Below are 19,018 nucleotides of genomic sequence, written 5' to 3'. Positions count from 1 at the left end.
ACTACCCTACGTTTTACTTGCAACCTTCCCTCTTCCCTCTTGCAACCCTCACCACTCACTTTCCGACGGGTGTTGTTGTGGGCAATACCCTACTGTCTGCAAGTAGGAAGAAGTAGGTTCTTTTATCTGAACGGTATGGATAGTCAGAAATATCCTTCCATTTTTTTCTTTTCCATCGAGCCGGATGAATCGTGGTCGATAGCACGCCCCTGACGCTCGGACGTAGTAGTCAGTAGCATTTCCTGAATAATTTCTGGCAGAGTGGCAGCTTCAGATTCAACGGCTCCTGTCAACGGATAACAACCCAAAGTCCGGAAACGCACCATTTTTTCTTGGACTTTTTCATCATCTTGGATCGGCATACGCTCGTCATCAACCATAATCAGCATGCCATCACGTTCCACAACCGGACGCATGGCAGCGTAGTACAAAGGTACAATCTCGATACTTTCAAGATAGATATATTGCCAGATGTCCAGCTCAGTCCAGTTAGAGAGCGGAAAGACACGAATGCTTTCGCCTTTGTTGATACGGCCGTTGTAGATATTCCACAGCTCAGGACGCTGGTTTTTCGGATCCCAGCGATGGTTTTTATCCCGGAAGGAATACACTCTTTCTTTGGCACGTGACTTTTCTTCATCTCGACGCGCACCACCAAAGGCGGCATCAAAGCCGTATTTATCCAGCGCCTGTTTCAGCCCTTGGGTTTTCATTACATCGGTATGTACCGAGGAACCATGAGTAAACGGGCCAATACCCTGATCTACGCCATCTTGGTTAACGTGCACAATCAGATCCATACCGACTTTGGCAGCCATGGTGTCGCGAAAGCTGATCATTTCCTTGAACTTCCAAGTGGTATCCACATGCATCAAAGGGAATGGTGGTTTGCCAGGGAAAAAAGCCTTGGAGGCCAAATGCAGCATTACAGCAGAGTCTTTACCAACGGAGTACAACATCACCGGGTTATCGAACTCGGCAGCCACTTCACGGATGATATGGATACTTTCAGCCTCAAGCTGTTTGAGGTGAGTAAGGCGTTTTTTACTGATAGTCATAATCGTCACTTTTTCGAATATGGGCTGACACTAGGCTTAAGCTTGTTCAGGTTGAGCCAGTTCGGTAAACACTGCACTCCAGCGCTCACCGGCCTCAGCACAAACAATAAAATACGGGTTAAGTAAGTCTTCTTTTTGACCGTACTGTAATTTTTTCAATGTCGGAGTTAAGACCTGCCCCCCAGCATGTTCCACAATAGCTTGCGCTGCGGCCGTATCCCACTCGCACGTTGGAGCCAGTCGCGGATAAAGATGTGCAGCACCTTCAGCAACCAGGCACAACTTCAGAGAGCTGCCCATCGAAACCAGGTTAACTTCCCCCAGTTGCTGAGAAAAGGCAGACAGCGCTTCCGCGCCGTGGCTACGGGAACCGACAACGTTCCATGCTTCATCAGTACCTGGTTCATCAGCCACACTTAGCTTGACAGCTTCCGCGGTACCATCCTGGCGATAGGCACCAATTTCATCGGCGGCATAATACATACGATCCAGAGGTGGGCAATACACCACCCCCAGAACAGCTCGTCCACCTTGGATCAAGGCAATATTGACGGTAAATTCATCATTCTTCTTGATAAATTCTTTGGTGCCGTCCAGCGGGTCAACCAGCCAATACGTGTTCCATTGACTGCGTTTTTCCCAGGTTATATCTTCTTTATCAGACTCTTCTGATAGCACAGGATAGTCACTAATACTGGCCAAGCGATCGCAAATAATATGGTGCGCGGCGAGGTCGGCCTCTGTGAGCGGGCTGGAATCACTCTTTTCGTACTGTGCAAAATCAGTGTTGTAAATTTCCAGAATTGCCGCTCCAGCGGTGCGGGCAATATCGATAACCTGATTAACCAATAATGGCATCGGAACCTTCCTTTACGGGTTTGAGGTAGCCATGCTGATCGAGGTAGTCAATCACTTGTTGCGCAGCGTCTTGAATACTGATGTTGTCATTCTTGATACAAATTTCTGCAGCTTCTGGAGCTTCATAAGGAGAATCGATACCCGTAAAATCCTTGATTTCTCCGGCACGGGCCTTTTTGTACAAACCCTTGGGATCACGGGTTTCACACACATCGATGGGAGTATCGATATGAACCTCGATAAACTCACCACCTGATAACATCTGGCGAACCATTTCCCGGTTACTTTTAAACGGAGAAATAAATGCCGTCAGCACAATAAGCCCGGCATCAACCATAAGGTGCGCGACCTCTCCAACCCGTCGGATATTCTCGATGCGGTCTTCTTCACTAAAACCCAAATCGCCACATAAACGGTGGCGGACGTTATCACCATCCATCAGATACGTGTGCTGTAAACGCTCAGCCAGCATGCTTTCTACGGCCCCTGCAATCGTCGATTTTCCCGACCCACTCAGACCGGTAAACCAGAGCAAACAAGGTTGCTGCTTTTTCATATAGGAGCGAATGGATTTATCCACCGCATGGTTGTGCCACACTATATTTTCGTTTTTCACTCTGGCTCCTTGTAAAAACAGCCCATCTCTAAAATGACCAGACCACTGGTATAACACTGACAGACGTAACCGCAACAATAATGCTGAGCGGCGTTCCAAACTTAACGTAATCCATAAAACGATACCCCCCCGGCCCCATTACCATCAAGTTGGTTTGGTAACCGGTAGGAGTCATAAAACTGGCAGAAGCTGCAACCATCACTGCAATTGCAAATGGTTCATAATTGGCACCTAACACTTCGGCAGTATTTAAACATATTGGCAGCATAATGATGGCGGCTGCGTTGTTGGTCATCATTTCGGTAAGTAATACCGTCGCCAGATACACGGCAATCAAGGCACTGAGCGGCGAATCGGCAACGGCCAGCAAACCACTGGCAATATCCTTGGCCAAGCCAACTTTTTCAACCGCAGCACCCAACCCGAAAGCACAAGCAACGACTAACAAGATTGAGTAGTCGATTGACTTGCCTGCATCTTCATACGTTATACATTTCATCGCCAACATAGCGCCTGCTGCCGCTATCGAGCTAACAAGAATACTGGTCATTCCAGTGCCTGAAGCGATTAACATGACTGTAAAGATCGCCAATGCGGGCAAAGCCTTGGTTTCATCTGCCAATGGCGGTGTGCCTAACTTGCTGACCAATAAAAAATCCCGGCTATTACGATGCCGCATCAAGAAGCCTTTCTGTGCTTCTACCAGTAAAGTATCCCCTTCGCACAGAACAAGTTCGCCCAACTTACCACGCAACCGTTGGCCATGACGCGATACACTTAGCACAACAGCGCTATACCGATGACGGAAACGCGCTTCGCGGATAGTTTGGCCAATCATGGGATTGGAAGGCGATAACACAGCTTCGAACAGGCGTCGATCCGAGCTGGCACCATTCAGTTTGAAGCGCTGGTCATTAGCGAGGACCAAACCGTGAATATTGCGCAATTCAAGTACGGATTCCGGGCTACCGGCAAACACCAACCGGTCTCCGGCTTCGAGTACAGTACGCGGCCGAACAGCCGATATAATTTGTTCTTCTCTTTCTATTTCGACCAGAAAAAGCCCCGGCAAGTTACGCAAACCCGCTTCCTGGATGTTTTTACGCACCAACTCACTGCCCGGTTGAATCATCATTTCAACCAGGTATTCACGCACCTGATCAAATTGCTCAACGGAGCTTTCTCTGTCTGGTAACAGGTAACGACCAGCCAGAAAGATATAAATCAACCCCAAAATAGCAATTGGAATCCCCACCCAGGCAATTTCAAACAAGCCAAAACCTGTGTACCCCCCCTGTCGCAGCATGCCATCAACTACCAGGTTCGTGCTGGTACCGATCAGAGTACAGGTTCCTCCCAGGATCGAAGCGTAACTAACCGGGATAAGGATACTGGATAACTGAATGGAGAAGCGTTTGCTTTGGCTTTGCAATAACGTAGTGAACATGGCAACCACCGGGGTGTTATTAACCACTGCGCTCAACAGTGTTGTCACAGGCAAAACGCGAAGACTGGCAGATGTCTGATTTTTGGGGTTGCCAACCAGATAACGCCGCAACACCTGAGTTGCACCGGATTCCTTTAACCCGCCCACTACCACATATAATGCAGCGATGGTAAAAATGCCGGTGTTGGAAAAACCGACAAAGGCCTCTGCTGGCGCTAACACTCCAGCCAACAACAAAAGCATCAATGCGGCGGTAAACAGCTTTTCTGCCGAAGCGACGTTCAGAGACAGGCCGACCAGCACTACCATTAACAAACCGGCCACAAAGACAGTATCCACCAGACTGTTGCTGCTCCCCAGATCCATAGTGATTCCAGTCCGTTAATTCAGGGCTTCAAAGCCTTTTGCCTCATCCAGCACGGAGTACAAGTGCCGTAGGGAATAACCTTACTGAGCGAAGGCGCATTCTGCACGATCACAGGATAAATCGCCATGCCTTGTAAAAATTTGTAACCACGATAGCTCGCACAAATTTCACCACGGTTACCTTTTCATGATTTGCTCCATTTGTAAGGTGAATCAATGAGTAAGGTCACTGCGTGGGATGCAACACTGAGTGATAACCAGTCCACAAGTTCGCTTTTCTGTACTCTTTATATAAAACATGTGACCCAATTATCCCAAACGCAAAATCAACAAAATAAACGGGACGATGTCTCAAAATAAGCCAAATTTAGTAGGCCGTGTCATTGCGGCAACGGCAGCAACGAGAGACTCTCTTTACACACAACTCCAACCACCACCCAGCAACCACTGAACAATTCCCAACAACCACGACGCAAAACGTTGTTTGTATAAAATATAACCATTTTTAGCCAACCAGGCTTTGCAGCCACTTTGCCCTCGGGGTACAATTAACCAGATTTTATAAATTCACAGGGATTACGACCATGCGAAAAATTTTACTGGGTGCCATTATCGGCCTGAGCAGCATGTCTGCTTCTGCCGCTATCACCGACTACCTGTCTGTCATGTCTTTGGGAGATGCCTACTTGCAGGCCTCTGCAGATTGTGGTGGATCTTGCGATGCCCAGCTGGCTGCCGACTTGGCCGCTGCTGGTTACAGTGCCAGCGATATCATTGCTGCCGTTATCGCTTCTGGTGTTTCTCCAGTGTCTGTTATCCAGTCAGCAGCCTCTGCAGCTCTTGAAGCTGGCATCAGCACCAAAGATATTATGGCAGCAGTGATACAAATTGACGGCGTTAGCGCCATCGATGCGATTGCTGGTGTTACCCAGGCTGCTGTTGCCAACAACGTACCGGTGTCCTCCGTAATGCAGGCAGGCATTGCTGCAGGTATTCCTGCAGAAGTAATCGTTGCCGGTGTGGTCAGCAGTGGCCAGTCCAGCACGGTAGTAACAGCAGCAGCGGCTTCTGTTGGTTTCTCTTCAAGTGATATTGCAGCCGGAACGTTACTGGCGACAACAGGTACGACGACATCTGTGATCTCAGTGGCACTTGACGAAGACAGCAACACTACGCCTCCAGCGACAAGTCCATTCTAATCCTGTAGATTAGAAACCGGCTAGATATGGCGGGTTTATACTGATCAGTTAAAAAGCCCGGTTTTCCGGGCTTTTTTTGTTTGTTGTTCCCACCGGTGATTTCTATTTCAAGGACTGGCAGTACCATGACTCGTTGGCGTGCTTATCTGCTTTTGCTATTTGTATTACCTTTGCCATTTGGTGGCTATACCGATTGGGCCTGGCCGTTATACACAGCCATTACCGGCGGTCTGCTATTGCTGGAACTTCGGTTACATACTCAGAATCTCACAACACTCCCGGTTGCATTTGTACGCAGTCGTTGGCTCTGGGTCGGTTTGTTGCTTATCCAGCTTTGGGTTGCCGCTCAAGCGCTATGGATCAGCTCTGCTCATTATGATACCTGGATGTACCTGTTCAAAGGCTTTGGTTATGCCGGCTTCTTTATGCTGACCTTGCTGCTTGTTCATTCGCAAAATCGTATCCAGCAAGCAATCTGGACGATTGTATTGGCCGCTGCTTTCCAGGCTTCGTACGGTTCACTCATGGTACTGACAGGTTGGGAATACGGCTTTTTTGAAGCCAAATGGGCATACATAGGCACCGCAACCGGTACTTTTGTCAATCGTAACCATATCGCCGGATACCTTGAAATGGCACTGGCACTGGGAATCGGCTTTTTACTGGCGCAGTCAACGGTTTATCAGGGATCGCTAAGGCAACGACTGCGGCAGGCCATACAGGTATTGCTGAGCAGCAAGGTTATCTTGCGACTGTTGCTAGCCATTATGGTGATTGCCCTGGTGATGACTCGCTCACGCATGGGTAATACAGCGTTTTTTGCCAGCATGATGATTGCCGGTGCCTTGGCTCTGGTGCTGATGCGCCATAAATCAAAATCGACCACAATCCTGTTAACCAGCCTGCTGGTTATTGATATCGCTATTGTGGGTACATTTTTTGGCGTCGACAAGGTCGCCGAGCGCTTGCAAAACTCGTCCGTCGATACCGAAAATCGCGACGAGGTAGCTCGAGACAGCTTCCTTATGTGGCAGCAACAACCATTTGGAGGTATTGGTGCCGGCAGCTTTCAGACCACATTCCCCAAATACAAGTCCCCTGACGTTGTAGACCCCAACGTCTATAACCATGCCCACAACGACTATGTTCAGTTCCTGGCGGAGTTTGGTGCTCCAACGTTTGTTGTCATGCTGGGTGTAGTGCTGGTCTCTTTATGGCGAGCAATCCGCGCGATGAGCATCCGGCGTAATGAATTACTTAAAGGTGCCGGGTTTGGCGCTACCATGGGAATCATTGCCATAGGGATACATTCTGCGGTCGACTTCAACCTGCAAATACCCGCCAATGCCTATATGTTTATGTTTTTACTGGCACTGGCTAATATTGCGCGCTGGGCAGAGCATGGCCCTCGAGCGCACTCCAGCGCTCAAAGAACCCCCAAACGCGCCAAACACCATGTCACACACGCCACAACAGAGACACCCAACCCATGAAAGTACAAGCCAGACTCTTGCGCCTTGAGACCAACCAGCAAGGACGTGATTTTGTTGTTGGTGATATCCATGGTCATGTCTCAAAACTGATGGGCCAACTTGATCAGTTGCAGTTTAACCCGGACTCAGATCGGGTGATCTGTGTTGGCGACCTGATTGATCGTGGCCCGGAATCACCTCAGGCACTGGCTTTGCTGGATCAACCCTGGTTTTATTCTGTATTGGGCAACCATGAATACCTGATGGTCTGTGCGATGAAATACAAGCACAGCGAACATCGCATGACCTGGCTGACTCACGGTGGCGACTGGATCGCCCAGACCTCCCCAAATGACTGGCCAGCCTGGTTTGAGACGATCGAACAGCTGCCTCTGGCAATCGAGGTCTCAGGAAAGTCTGGCACTCGTTACGGCATTATTCATGCTGAATATCCCTTCACCCACTGGGATGATCTGGAACAGCTGGATGCCGATGAAGCACTACGGACTATCTGGTCACGCACACAATTCCAGCAGCGTTCTGAGCACGTCATTGACGGCATTGATGTGGTTATTCATGGCCATAACATCAGTGATGGCGAGCTGCACCTGGGCAACCGGATATACATTGAACCAGGGGTTTATCAAGGTAAGGATTTTATTATCAAGGAGCTGTAAGTCCGAAGCGCTCGAAGCCACAGACTCACAGACTCACAGACTCACAGACCCACAGACCCACAGACCCACAGACCCACAGACCCACAGACACCGTACCCAGCACTCAGCCTGGAAGTGATTTGTTACGCGCTTCCGGCTGCTGTTTCATCAATACCAGCACCAGCAAAACCGCAGGAATCCCCAATGCAGCGGCGATAATAAAAAAGTCACTGTAACCCCAGCCATCAACAACCCAGCCCGAAAAGCCACTGATAAACTTGCCCGGCAAGGTCATCAGCGAACTGAACAAGGCATATTGCGTTGCGGTATAACTCTTGTTTGCCAGGCTGGAGAGGTAAGCCACGAAGGCGGTGCTGGCAATCCCTCCGCTGAGATTATCAGCACTGATGACTACTGCCAGCCAACTGAGTGGCGGGCGACTGCCATCCCAGGTCATGGCCATCACAGCAAACAACAGGTTAGTACTCGCTACCAGGATTGCACCTAGCAGCAAGGGCCGGTACATGCCCCATTTGACAACCATAACACCACAGACACCCGACCCGACCACCGTCATCACAAAACCAAAAATTTTGGCGATGCGGGCAATGTCTGATTTGCTGTACCCCATATCCAGATAAAACGGATTGGCCATCACCCCCATGGTGATATCACTCAAACGAAAAACGGCGATAAACGACAGAATCAGCAACGCAAACCAGCCATTACGCTGGAAGAACTCCAGCAACGGGCAAATCACCGCCCCCAGCAGCCAGCGCTGCCAGGCCGGACGTTGCATCAGATGCATAGGACGCCCGATCAAACGATCGATCAACTCAGCGTCCATACGGCCACGTTGCTCTGCATCCAGGTGGTTGGGTTCGTCGCACCAGAACGTGGCGGCAATCCCCACCAGCATCAACGCTGCCATACCGATATAAGACCAGCTCCAGCTGTACCAGTCCGCCAAATACAAGGCTCCGGCTCCGGAAAACAGCAAGGCCACCCGATAGCCAAAAATATAACTGGCCGACATGGCACCCTGATACTCATCGTCAACCGCTTCAATCCGGTACGCATCCAGCGCCACATCCTGGGTCGAAGAGGCAAACGCCACCAGGAGAGCAGAGGCCGCAATCCACCATAAATCCGTATGCGGGTCGAGCAGGCTCATCCACAACAAACCGCTGGCAATCCCTGCCTGCCCAACCAGAATCCAGCTGCGTCGCTGCCCAAGCCAACGGCTCAGCAAGGGGATACTGACGCGATCCACGACCGGTGCCCAGAATACCTTGATCGAGTAGGTCATACCGATCCAGGCAAAAAAGCCGATGGTCGTGCGCTCCACTTCCGCATCCCGCAACCAGGCTGTCAGGGTCGAAAACACCAACAAAAATGGCAGCCCGGCACCAAAACCCAACAAGGCAATCGCCAGTACCGGCTTACGGGTGTAAATTTTCCGGGCATCACGCCACCAGCCGAAAAAAGACGTCGAAGTCGTGGCAGAATCCAGGCTGGATTGAACAGAAGAGTGATCCGTTACCTTACGGTCAGACATCAGTCTTTGAAATTCTTGAACGCCAGCGGCATCTCGATGGAATCGTCATTACGAAACAGCGCCATCACCGCTTGCAAATCATCTCGCGCCTTACCTTGTACCCGCACCATCTCTCCCTGAATCGATGCCTGCACTTTTAATTTGCTGTCTTTGACAATCTTGACCATTTTACGAGCCAGGTCCTTGTCGATACCCTGACGCAAGGTTGCGATCATTTTGACCTGCTTGCCTGCACCGGCCAGATCGCCATATTCCAGACAACTGACCTTGATCTTGCGCTTGATCAAAGAGCTTTCCAGCATGGGTTTCATCTGCTCGATCTGGAATTCCTCATTAGCCGTCAAGGTGACAGCAAAATCTTTTAACTCAAAGCTGGCATTAACCCCTTTAAAATCAAACCGAGTGGACAATTCCCGATTGGCCTGATCAACGGCATTCTGGGCTTCGTGTTTATCCACTTCGGAAACGACATCAAACGATGGCATTGGGCTTCTCCTGTCAATAACCTGTCAATAAATATATACAGTCATAAGCATGGCAATAAGCCGGACTGTATACCTCTGTCAGCACTGAAAAGCAAAAGTCATCCGCCCGCTCTGGCTCCAGCTCATCAAGCGACTTATAATCCTGCCATGACATTATCCATCGGCCTGCTTGGCCTGGGTGCCATTGGCACCGTCATGGCCAGCTACTGGCGTCAGCACCGTCTTTATGTGCTTGGCCGCTCACCACAATCCCCGACAATGGCCACCCCGCCGTTGGAACGTACCCTGCAATACGGGCCAGATATTCGTGCGAGTCATCCTGAATGGCCAGAGACCCTGACCCTGTCACTGCCACCATGGAACCATCAGCGGCTGGACTGGCTGATGATCACCACCAAAGCCGGTGACACCCTGGATGCCCTGTTACCTTATGCCAGCAAACTGCATCAGGTTGACCGCATTTTGCTGCTACAAAACGGTATGGGCCAGCATGAACAAGTCGCTCACTGGCTCAAAGAACAAGGGCAGAGCTGCGAGCTCTGGCACGGCATCTCCACCGACGGCGCTTACCGCCTGGAAAACAACAGCGTCATATATGCCGGACTGGGTGATGTCTGGATTGGTCTGCCTTCGGCACAGGCAAATGGATTACCGCGACAGATCACCAGCCACTTGCCTCATACCCAGGTTGTCTCGGATATTCTTACACGGCAACGACAAAAGCTGGCAATTAACGCAGTGATCAATCCCCTGACCGCCTGCTACCGCTGCCTCAATGGCGCATTAATCAGCAACCCTGAATACCGTGCGCCGTTACACTCGTTGGCCATCGAAATAGAACAGCTGTATCAACATCAAGGCTGGCCATTACCAGATCAACTGCCAGAGCGGGTAACACAGATTGCCCTGTCGACGGCGGATAACCGCTCATCCAGCCTGCAAGACGTACTGGCCAACCGGCCAACCGAGCTGGATCATATTTGTGGCTATCTCTTGACCCAGGCCAGCGCGGCAAAAATCGATTTGCCCTTAACCCGGGCATTAATGGATCAGCTTAATATCCGCAGCGGTCTCCCCACCTAGAGACACCCTTCCCTGCTTACAGGCAAACCACGGCCACAGACGGCGCCTGACTCGACGATTTTACTTTGCAATTCTTGACGCCTGCTATTACCACCGCTACTCTGCGCCCAGAATCAGGTGCCCATGGGCTGAATCATTCAGCCTCGGGTTAAACGGGAAGACCGGTGATGTAAAAACATAAACCGGCGCTGCCCCCGCAACGGTGATCGACCCATTCAATAACAGGTTCCTGCCCATACAGGACACCAGCCACTGCCGAGCCAGCCAACAGGCACCGGTGGGAAGGCGTTATGAACGAGCAGCATCTGCTCAGGTCGTCAGCCCGGATACCGGCCTGTTTTTATCAACCGACGTTGCGGAGGGCAGCGGGAGGGATTTGTGCCAATCGCCAATCGCCGCCCCGGCGATGTCTTCCGCCATCGGCGGAAGCAATGATTGCTTGCCCGGTCTGCTCCCCCTGCTCTTGCCGTTATATTCTGACCCGGTACTCAGGACTTCCATGACATTACGTTTGCCCTTCTGGTGTTATGCCTTTCGCAAGCCGTTGTCTTGCCACCTCCAACAGGCAAGGACACCATCATTGCTGTCGAGCCTGATGTTGAGCCTGTTATTGTCTGCCCCTGCCAGTTTTGCCGATTCGGTAACCCCGACACACAACGATGATACAAACGATACGCCGGTCGCCGATGATGAGCTGGTTGTCTATGGCCATCAAGAACCCGCCACAGACACCAGCTACCGACTCTACGATCAGCAAGCCCTGGCGGCTGGTTATCAGAACCTGGGGGAATTTCTAAGCCGTATCAACGGCCTGCAGGTGCAATCCCTGGGAGGGCTGGGCGACCCGGTACTGATTTCCATGCAAGGGGCTGATGCCAAACAAACCCGCCTACTGATCGATGGCGTTGACGTAACCACAGGTCAATACGGCCAGTACGATCTTAATGCCATCCCGCTGGCTTCCATTGAGCGAGTCGATGTCCTGACCAGCGGCAGCGATGTCGACGACAATGGCCTGATCAGTGATGAAGCGATCGGCGGTACCATCAACATCGTGACCCGTCGCAGCCCATCCAATACCAGCAGCAGGCCTACCCAACTATCCGCCGCGGCTGGCAGCTACGGTACGGCGACCCTGAATCTGCAACAACCGTTACGGACTCAGCCTCACAGCACTACAGATTTATTGATCGACCACCAACAAAGCGACAACAATTACCGCTACCCGGTGAGCAGCCCGGAAGACACCAGCCAACCAGCCGGACAACAACAAGCACTCAACAATGCCGCCTATCGTCGCGACCGCCTGACACTGAAACATCAGCAACCCGGCCTGTTTGCCAGCCTGTACTGGCAAGATGAATCCAAACAACTGCCACAGTATTATCGCAACTCCTCGAGTAACCGCTCCCGACTGGACAGCAAGCAACTGGGCGTACAACTGTCGGGCAACTGGGGACAAGATTTTCGTCAGCACTGGCAACTCTGGCACTCGCTGAACCGTCAGGCATTTTACGATCCAACCGCAGTATTCGGTTATGTCGACAGCAACAACCGTTATCGCTACCAACACAGCGAGGCCAAACTTGGCAGCCAGGTACAATGGCACGCCTGGGATTTGGGCAGCAGTATCAAGATAAGCCAGCAGAGCTATCGCAGCCGCTACCTGATTGACAGCGACAGCGGTGATTGTGACTCCCTCAGCAGCCGCTGCGACCAATATTCCTGGCTGCGGCAAGTACAACTGAGTGGTCGGGCACAATGGCAAAACAGCGACAGTACACGCCAGTTCAGTCTCAGTAGCAGCCACCACCAGCAAAACAGCCTGTTGCAAACCAGCGCTACCGATAGCAGCGACAGCGACAACACCCATCAGCAGCAGTCCTGGACCTCCGGGTTGGTCAGCCTGAAACAATACTGGCTCAGCGATACCGGCAACGGCCAGCTGCAACTAAGCTGGAAACAGGCACTCAGAATACCCAGTTTGTATGAACGCTTCGGCAACCGCGGCCTGACCCGGGGCAACGACGACCTTCAACCAGAGCAAAGCCAAACACTGTCGTTAAACATCAGCTGGAGCGGAGACTGGCAACAACGTCCCCAGCAGCTCAGCCTCAACCTGTTCCACCGCCAACTGGAAAACGCCATCGTCGCCGTGTATGACCCCTCAACCGGGGCTGGTCGCTATGAAAATACCAGTGATGCCACTATGGCCGGGCTGGAATGGCAGCTGCACAGTCAGCTCAACCGCCCTGTGACCGCAGCACCCGCAGCAGAGAGCCTGGGGATGTGGCAATTGCAGCTGGCAGGCAGCCATTACCAAAGCCAGAGCAGCAGCGATATCGTTGGCTTTGATAACAAATACTTGCCCGGCATCTATCACCTGCGGCTGATTGCCGGATTACTCTGGCAATCCTCCATGACCACCCGGCACCACAGTATCGATCTCCATGCCGAGCTGGCTGACGACCTCTACCTCGACCGCTACAACAGCGTACCCGGGGATCAACGTCGCCTCTGGAACATCCATTACCGCTACCAATGGCCAGTGCCATCCAGACCGTCACTATTGCCGACCCACGCCGGTTTGCGGATTAACAACCTGTTTAATCACAGTTTTAACGACTTCAGTGGGCGCCCGGCTCGTGGCCGGGAATGGACACTGTACCTGAGCTACTCGCTTTGAATATTCATATCACCAGCAACCAACAAGTTTGCCAAACGACACCCAAGGAATTTTGTTATGCCTAACCGTCTGCCTGATCACCCAACAACATTATCCCGCACCTGTTTGTCCCCGTTCAGCACCGCCGGACTGCTTCTCTCTGCGACCCTGATGCTGAGTGGCTGTGCCGGTGACGACGACGACGCCCAACCCATTGCAGAAGGAGCCTATGCGGTACAAACCACCGCTGCCGACTACAGCAGTGGCCATGTTGCCATCGGCAATATCACCGGCGACCGCAGCGTCCAGCAACAATTATTCAGCGACACCAACACCAACTACACCATCACCAGCGAAGCCAACTGGCTATACCGGATTGGCCAATATTACGTCGATACCATCAGCCGCTACGACGCCACCGCCAGCCTCAGCAGCCCGGAATGGACCTACACCACCAACGATGATGGCGACAGCAGCGCCAACGTCTATACCCTGGTACATCAGGACGACCAATACGGCTGGCTGATGCGCTACGGCGCGGAAACTGCCTGGAAAGTCGACACCACCGCCAGCAGCGAAGACGACTTCAAGGTCGACACCATCGACTTGTCCGATTACAGCGTCAGCGGTTACAGCACCACACCGGGGATGGTCGATGCCGCCATCGACAACAACCAACTGTTTGTTCTGACCCAGCGTTACGGCTATGACGGCAACAACACCGCCTACGTCGTGGTGTACGACCTCGACACCCTTATTGAAATTGATACCGACACCAGCACCGATGGCCTGAAAGGCATTCCTCTGACCGTGACCAACCCCACCAGCATGGAACTGCTTAATGGCCAGCTGTATATCGCTGCCCGTGGTGACTACGACGACAATAGCGGCGGCGTCGATGTCATCGATACCACCACCTATGCGATCAGCAATATCATCGATGGCACCACCTTCGCCGAGTTAAACGACACCAGCGTCTCACCGGCACAGTACTACCATGTCAAAGACATCACCGTTGTCAGCGAAGACAAGGCCTACGTCAATATCAATGTTGAAGCCGGATGGAGCACTGTTGCCAGCTACCTGTATGAAATCAGCCCCAACAGCAGCAGCGACCCGGTTGCCATTGATATCAACAGCCTGATGGCCAGCAACGTCAGCGACCCGGAAGACAGCTATACCCTCGGCGATATCACCCTGGATGAAAACCAGCGCCTGTGGGTCGGCATCACCAACGCTACCCAGCCTGGCCTGCTGGTGCTGGATACCGACACCAACAGCATCAACGGTGACTTTATCAACCTCGATCTGGTACCTGCCTCAATCACTTTCCTGACGGATGAAGTGTCCGAGTAATGCCTTTTGTCTGAGCCGTGGGGGCCGGTGCTGCCCGTACCCCACATCCCTCACTCTCCAACCCCCCCAAAACCCCAGCCATATCCATCCGTGCCTGCTATCTGCACCCTTTTCTCCCCGGTGACCTGCTCTGTCTCTGCCCAAACCGGCCCTGTCCGTATCCTTTGACGGTATCCATCAGGCCCACACATCAAGACCACAAAAGTCACTACCGCCAATATGGCCAGATATATCTGACAACCACATACCCGAGTGACAATATTTGTCATATTGTACTCAACTGGATACCCCGCTTTTCTGCAAGGCAGGCGATTCAACCAACACCCACCGATGGTTTAGTGAACCAGGTCACATAAATCTGTTTATTTCAGCCAAAACATACTTGGCACGATATTAGCTTGATATTCTATGTATGCGTATCCAGTGATAGATGCACAGAAGCCAGTGGCTTGAGTCCGGGAAGACCCCCTCTTCGATTTCCCGAACCCACCAAGTGCTTCGACAACGAAGTGTTGGGATGTTTTGGGATGTTTCCCATGGCAAAACCCCTCATAATAGTCATTGCATAACACGTGTAATATTGCACAACCCTAAAATTTTGAGAGTGGAGACTTCCATGAAAACGATGCAAAAAGGTTTTACCCTGATTGAATTGATGATCGTAATTGCGATCATCGGTATTTTGGCCGCTGTGGCGATTCCTCAGTATCAGAACTATATCGCTCGTACTGAAGTTCAGACATCCCTGGGTGACACTCGAGGCATGACACTGGCAATCGAAGACTATGTTGGTCGTTATGGTGCACTGCCAGCAGATGCAACAAAACTGCAAGAATACACCGGTGTTGCATATACATTCACAAATGATATATCCAACAATGCTAAGTGGACAGTTACTATTGCCGATGCAACGTGGGCAATTGTTGTTACATTTGTTTCTGGTGAAGCCTCGTCTTTATTGACTCAAGCAAATAACAACACCTATACATTGACTCCAACTGCTACTGCTGCCACCGCTTCTGTTGGTAATGAATCAGTCAGCTGGGCCCTCACTGATACTCTCCCAGCAGGTTTTGATCCTAAGCTGTAATCCAGTCTGACTAGTTAAAGCCCCGCCATTGCGGGGCTTTTTTATGTCTCGCCCAAACCACAGATGCCGACCCCAACCAATTTTGCTATGTTGCTCTCTGAATATGGATTTGTCTCAGGTGAATCATGATCTCGCTTAATGGTATTTCAAAACGTCTTTCAGAATCCGGCATCGCACCTGCTCTATTGCAGGAATTGCTGACTCTGGCCCGCGACAAAAAACAGCCCTTTATCCAGGTGGCAGCAGAATCTGGCAAAATCACGCCAGCACAAATCGCTACCGCTGCAGCCGAAGAATTTGGCTTGCCACTACTGGATCTGGAAGCCTTTGATATTGATCTGATTCCTGGTGACTTGATCAGCAATGAACAATTGGAAAAACACCGCACCCTGCCATTAATGGTACGAGGCAACCGCCTGTTTGTAGCCCAGAGTGACCCATCCCAGATACAGGCGATTGACGAAATAAAGTTCAGCACCGGCATGACCATCGAACCAGTGGTGGTTGAGTTTAACAAGCTGCAAGCGCGGGTCACCCAAATACTGGCCGCCAGCGATACCAGCATGAATGACCTTGATGGTGAACTGGATGACGTCGATCTGGAAGACCCGGACGCTGCCGACAAGGCCCAGGAAGCGGCGACATCCTCTGGAGAAGACGACGCCCCGATCGTGCGTTTTGTAAACAAAATGCTGCTCGATGCCATCAAGATGGGCTCGTCCGATATTCACTTTGAACCCTATGAAAAACGTTATCGGGTACGTTACCGCACCGATGGCATATTACACGAAGTCGCCAGTCCACCAGTCACGCTGACCGGCAAGATTGCTGCCCGGCTCAAGGTGATGTCACAGATGGATATTTCCGAGCGGCGGGTTCCCCAGGATGGCCGTATCAAGATGCGGCTTTCCAAAAGCAAGGCCATTGATTTCCGCGTTAATACGCTGCCGACCCTGTTTGGCGAAAAAATCGTGTTACGGATTCTCGACCCCTCGTCAGCCCAGCTGGGTATCGATATGTTGGGTTATGAGCCGCTACAGAAAGAGCTGTATATGCACGCCCTGTCGAAACCCCAGGGGATGATTCTGGTGACAGGCCCCACCGGCTCCGGCAAAACCGTATCACTGTATACCGGCCTGAATATCCTTAACGTTGAAGGCACCAATATTTCAACCGCGGAAGACCCTGCCGAAATCAACCTGGAAGGGGTTAACCAGTGTAACGTCAGTGCCAAGGTCGGCCTCGACTTTGCTGCCGCGTTACGCTCTTTCTTGCGTCAGGACCCGGATGTCATCATGGTAGGGGAAATCCGGGACCTGGAAACTGCCCAGATCGCTATCAAGGCAGCACAGACCGGTCACCTGGTGTTATCAACCCTGCACACCAACAATGCCCCGGAAACCATCACCCGTCTGGCCAATATGGGGGTGCCATCGTTCAACATTGCCACCTCGGTCTCCCTGATTATTGCCCAGCGGTTGGCACGACGGCTGTGCAAGTCCTGCAAGATACCAGCCGATATCCCCAGGGAAGCCCTGCTTGAAACCGGCTTTACCGAAGAAATGCTCGAAAACGCAGAAATTTATCAGCCCGTTGGCTGTGATCAATGCAAGCACGGCTATAAAGGTCGTGTCGGAATTTACGAAGTGGTTAAAATAACCGATGCCTTGTCTCGTATTATCATGGAGGGAGGCAACTCGATTGAAATTGCTGATGTTGCCCGCCAGGAAGGCTTTAACGACTTACGCACATCTGCCCTACAAAAGGTCGCCCAAGGTGTTACCAGCCTTGAAGAAGCCAATCGAGTGACAACAGACTAACCAGCGGCTGCTATCTTTGGTAGCCAAATGATTTTGCAGAGGCGTTCCAGCAGTTATGGCCAAGCAAGCAAAGAGTATTGATTTTGTCTGGGAAGGCGTCAACAAACGCGGCCAGAAAATAAATGGTTCCCTGTCCGGCCAGAATCTGGCCATGGTCAAGGCCCAGCTGCGCAAGCAGGGTATTCAGCCCAGCAAGGTCAAGCGCGCACCCCAACCGTTATTTGGCCTCGGCGGCGCTGCTGCCAAAGGCAAAAAAATCAAAACAGCTGACATCAGCTTTTTTACCCGCCAAATGGCCACTATGATCAAAGCCGGGGTACCACTGGTACAGTCGTTCGAGATTGTCTCCGACGGGGTCGATAACCCTAATATGAAAGACCTGATCCTGAAACTGCGTGATACCGTATCCGCCGGTAATGATTTTGCCTCGGCACTGAAAGAGCATCCCCAGTATTTTGATGAGCTGACCTGCAACCTGGTGGAATCCGGTGAGCAATCCGGTGCCCTGGAGACCATGCTCGACAAGGTGGCTATCTACAAAGAGAAATCCGAGGCTCTGAAGTCCAAAATCAAAAAAGCCATGGGTTACCCCATTACGGTACTGGTAGTAGCTGCGATTGTGACCGCCATTCTGCTGATCAAGGTGGTACCAACGTTTGAAGGCATGTTCAAAAGTTTTGGTGCCGAATTGCCAGCACCAACCCAGTTTGTAGTGAATATTTCCGCCGCAATGCAGGCTTATTGGATGTACGCACTAGCCATTATTATGGCGCTGGTCACCGCATTCAAATACATGATGAGAAGCTCACAAACCTTCCGTGACCAAATGGATTATCTGACACTGAAATTACCCGTGTTTGGCAATATCATGCACAAGGCTGCAATAGCTCGTTTTGCCCGGGTATTATCGACCACCTTTGCCGCCGGTGTCCCACTGGTTGAGGCACTGGAATCCGTTGCTGGTGCCGTGGGTAACAAACTCTACCGGGATGCGGTACTGGAAGTGCGCCAGGAAGTGGCTACCGGCCAGCAAATGCACTTTGCCATGCGCTCTACCGGTGTATTCCCGAATATGGTGGTGCAGATGACCAGTATCGGTGAAGAATCCGGATCCCTGGATGCCATGCTGGATAAAGCTGCCGAATATTATGAAACTGAAGTGGATGAATCGGTCGATGGCCTGACCGCCATGATGGAGCCGATGATTATGGCGTTCCTCGGGGTAGTGGTCGGTGGTTTGATTATCGCCATGTACTTGCCGATTTTCCAAATGGGATCGGTCATGTAAC

General features: G+C 51.6%; 15 protein-coding genes and 1 riboswitch. Of the genes, 9 read left to right on the top strand and 6 right to left on the bottom strand.

The window, feature by feature from the left end; translation table 11 throughout:
• Positions 1-143: 143 nt before the first annotated feature.
• Genes cysD through Q8W22_RS03495 form a run of 4 tightly spaced genes read right to left on the bottom strand, consistent with a single transcriptional unit; the run spans position 144 to position 4,345 of the window.
• Entirely contained in the window at positions 144-1,058 is a 915-nt protein-coding gene (cysD, locus tag Q8W22_RS03510) for a sulfate adenylyltransferase subunit CysD (protein ID WP_370693328.1), read from the bottom strand.
• A 36-nt stretch (positions 1,059-1,094) separates the two neighbouring features.
• Complete coding sequence (gene cysQ, locus Q8W22_RS03505; RefSeq protein ID WP_305451613.1) at positions 1,095-1,916, bottom strand: 3'(2'),5'-bisphosphate nucleotidase CysQ; 822 nt, start codon at positions 1,914-1,916, stop codon at positions 1,095-1,097.
• On the bottom strand, positions 1,900-2,532 hold the full coding sequence (cysC, locus tag Q8W22_RS03500) for an adenylyl-sulfate kinase (protein WP_305451612.1): 633 nt from the start codon (positions 2,530-2,532) through the stop codon (positions 1,900-1,902). Before cysC ends, cysQ begins: the two co-directional genes overlap by 17 nt.
• A 28-nt stretch (positions 2,533-2,560) precedes the next feature.
• Positions 2,561-4,345 (bottom strand): SLC13 family permease, encoded by a 1,785-nt coding sequence (locus tag Q8W22_RS03495; RefSeq protein WP_305451611.1) that lies wholly within the window; start codon positions 4,343-4,345, stop codon positions 2,561-2,563.
• A gap of 584 nt (positions 4,346-4,929) precedes the next feature.
• On the opposite strand from Q8W22_RS03495, the gene Q8W22_RS03490 reads away from it, so the two are divergent.
• From Q8W22_RS03490 to Q8W22_RS03480, 3 genes are all read left to right on the top strand, one after another.
• Positions 4,930-5,544: a hypothetical protein gene (locus Q8W22_RS03490; protein WP_305451610.1), complete on the top strand. Its 615-nt coding sequence runs from the start codon at positions 4,930-4,932 to the stop codon at positions 5,542-5,544.
• Between the two features lie 125 nt (positions 5,545-5,669).
• The gene (locus tag Q8W22_RS03485; protein WP_305451609.1) at positions 5,670-7,037 is read left to right on the top strand and encodes an O-antigen ligase; all 1,368 of its coding nucleotides are present in this window, start codon (positions 5,670-5,672) and stop codon (positions 7,035-7,037) included.
• Complete coding sequence (locus Q8W22_RS03480) at positions 7,034-7,693, top strand: metallophosphoesterase (RefSeq protein WP_303431796.1); 660 nt, start codon at positions 7,034-7,036, stop codon at positions 7,691-7,693. Before Q8W22_RS03485 ends, Q8W22_RS03480 begins: the two co-directional genes overlap by 4 nt.
• A gap of 103 nt (positions 7,694-7,796) precedes the next feature.
• On the opposite strand, the gene Q8W22_RS03475 is transcribed toward Q8W22_RS03480, so the two are convergent.
• Both Q8W22_RS03475 and Q8W22_RS03470 read right to left on the bottom strand, forming a co-directional pair.
• The gene (locus Q8W22_RS03475) at positions 7,797-9,230 is read right to left on the bottom strand and encodes an AmpG family muropeptide MFS transporter (protein WP_305451608.1); all 1,434 of its coding nucleotides are present in this window, start codon (positions 9,228-9,230) and stop codon (positions 7,797-7,799) included.
• Positions 9,230-9,715: a YajQ family cyclic di-GMP-binding protein gene (locus Q8W22_RS03470; RefSeq protein ID WP_303431794.1), complete on the bottom strand. Its 486-nt coding sequence runs from the start codon at positions 9,713-9,715 to the stop codon at positions 9,230-9,232. Before Q8W22_RS03470 ends, Q8W22_RS03475 begins: the two co-directional genes overlap by 1 nt.
• A gap of 147 nt (positions 9,716-9,862) precedes the next feature.
• Here Q8W22_RS03470 and Q8W22_RS03465 point away from each other — a divergent pair, with 147 nt between their 5' ends.
• The 6 genes from Q8W22_RS03465 (at position 9,863) to Q8W22_RS03440 (ending at position 19,017) form a co-directional block, all read left to right on the top strand.
• A complete protein-coding gene (locus Q8W22_RS03465; RefSeq protein WP_305451607.1) occupies positions 9,863-10,798 on the top strand; it encodes a ketopantoate reductase family protein in 936 nt (311 codons plus the stop codon).
• Between the two features lie 98 nt (positions 10,799-10,896).
• Positions 10,897-11,151: riboswitch (cobalamin riboswitch) on the top strand.
• Positions 11,152-11,297: 146 nt separating this feature from the next.
• Positions 11,298-13,484 carry a TonB-dependent siderophore receptor gene (locus Q8W22_RS03460; RefSeq protein WP_305451606.1) on the top strand — a complete coding sequence of 729 codons (2,187 nt, stop codon included), beginning with the start codon at positions 11,298-11,300 and terminating at the stop codon, positions 13,482-13,484.
• Between the two features lie 57 nt (positions 13,485-13,541).
• Positions 13,542-14,819, top strand: coding sequence for a hypothetical protein (locus tag Q8W22_RS03455; protein ID WP_305451605.1), 1,278 nt, complete (start codon positions 13,542-13,544; stop codon positions 14,817-14,819).
• A 616-nt stretch (positions 14,820-15,435) separates the two neighbouring features.
• Positions 15,436-15,909 (top strand): prepilin-type N-terminal cleavage/methylation domain-containing protein, encoded by a 474-nt coding sequence (locus Q8W22_RS03450; protein ID WP_305451604.1) that lies wholly within the window; start codon positions 15,436-15,438, stop codon positions 15,907-15,909.
• A gap of 125 nt (positions 15,910-16,034) precedes the next feature.
• The gene (gene pilB, locus Q8W22_RS03445) at positions 16,035-17,729 is read left to right on the top strand and encodes a type IV-A pilus assembly ATPase PilB (RefSeq protein WP_305451603.1); all 1,695 of its coding nucleotides are present in this window, start codon (positions 16,035-16,037) and stop codon (positions 17,727-17,729) included.
• Positions 17,730-17,784: 55 nt separating this feature from the next.
• Positions 17,785-19,017 (top strand): type II secretion system F family protein, encoded by a 1,233-nt coding sequence (locus tag Q8W22_RS03440; protein ID WP_305451602.1) that lies wholly within the window; start codon positions 17,785-17,787, stop codon positions 19,015-19,017.
• The last annotated feature ends 1 nt before the right edge of the window (position 19,018 follow it).

It is taken from the genome of Oceanobacter sp. 1_MG-2023 (assembly GCF_030689025.1).
GTDB lineage: Bacteria > Pseudomonadota > Gammaproteobacteria > Pseudomonadales > Oceanobacteraceae > Oceanobacter.
The sequence above is the reverse complement of the archived record's forward strand: the minus strand, read 5'-3'. Positions and strand labels throughout refer to the sequence as shown.

Excerpts from the sequence above, each read along its gene's own strand:
- cysD (WP_370693328.1), bottom strand. The coding sequence starts at position 1,058 with ATGACTATCAGTAAAAAACGCCTTACTCACCTCAAACAGCTTGAGGCT.
- cysQ (WP_305451613.1), bottom strand. The coding sequence starts at position 1,916 with ATGCCATTATTGGTTAATCAGGTTATCGATATTGCCCGCACCGCTGGA.
- Q8W22_RS03495 (WP_305451611.1), bottom strand. The coding sequence starts at position 4,345 with ATGGATCTGGGGAGCAGCAACAGTCTGGTGGATACTGTCTTTGTGGCC.
- Q8W22_RS03490 (WP_305451610.1), top strand. The coding sequence starts at position 4,930 with ATGCGAAAAATTTTACTGGGTGCCATTATCGGCCTGAGCAGCATGTCT.
- Q8W22_RS03485 (WP_305451609.1), top strand. The coding sequence starts at position 5,670 with ATGACTCGTTGGCGTGCTTATCTGCTTTTGCTATTTGTATTACCTTTG.
- Q8W22_RS03480 (WP_303431796.1), top strand. The coding sequence starts at position 7,034 with ATGAAAGTACAAGCCAGACTCTTGCGCCTTGAGACCAACCAGCAAGGA.
- Q8W22_RS03475 (WP_305451608.1), bottom strand. The coding sequence starts at position 9,230 with ATGTCTGACCGTAAGGTAACGGATCACTCTTCTGTTCAATCCAGCCTG.
- Q8W22_RS03470 (WP_303431794.1), bottom strand. The coding sequence starts at position 9,715 with ATGCCATCGTTTGATGTCGTTTCCGAAGTGGATAAACACGAAGCCCAG.
- Q8W22_RS03465 (WP_305451607.1), top strand. The coding sequence starts at position 9,863 with ATGACATTATCCATCGGCCTGCTTGGCCTGGGTGCCATTGGCACCGTC.
- Q8W22_RS03460 (WP_305451606.1), top strand. The coding sequence starts at position 11,298 with ATGACATTACGTTTGCCCTTCTGGTGTTATGCCTTTCGCAAGCCGTTG.
- Q8W22_RS03455 (WP_305451605.1), top strand. The coding sequence starts at position 13,542 with ATGCCTAACCGTCTGCCTGATCACCCAACAACATTATCCCGCACCTGT.
- Q8W22_RS03450 (WP_305451604.1), top strand. The coding sequence starts at position 15,436 with ATGAAAACGATGCAAAAAGGTTTTACCCTGATTGAATTGATGATCGTA.
- pilB (WP_305451603.1), top strand. The coding sequence starts at position 16,035 with ATGATCTCGCTTAATGGTATTTCAAAACGTCTTTCAGAATCCGGCATC.
- Q8W22_RS03440 (WP_305451602.1), top strand. The coding sequence starts at position 17,785 with ATGGCCAAGCAAGCAAAGAGTATTGATTTTGTCTGGGAAGGCGTCAAC.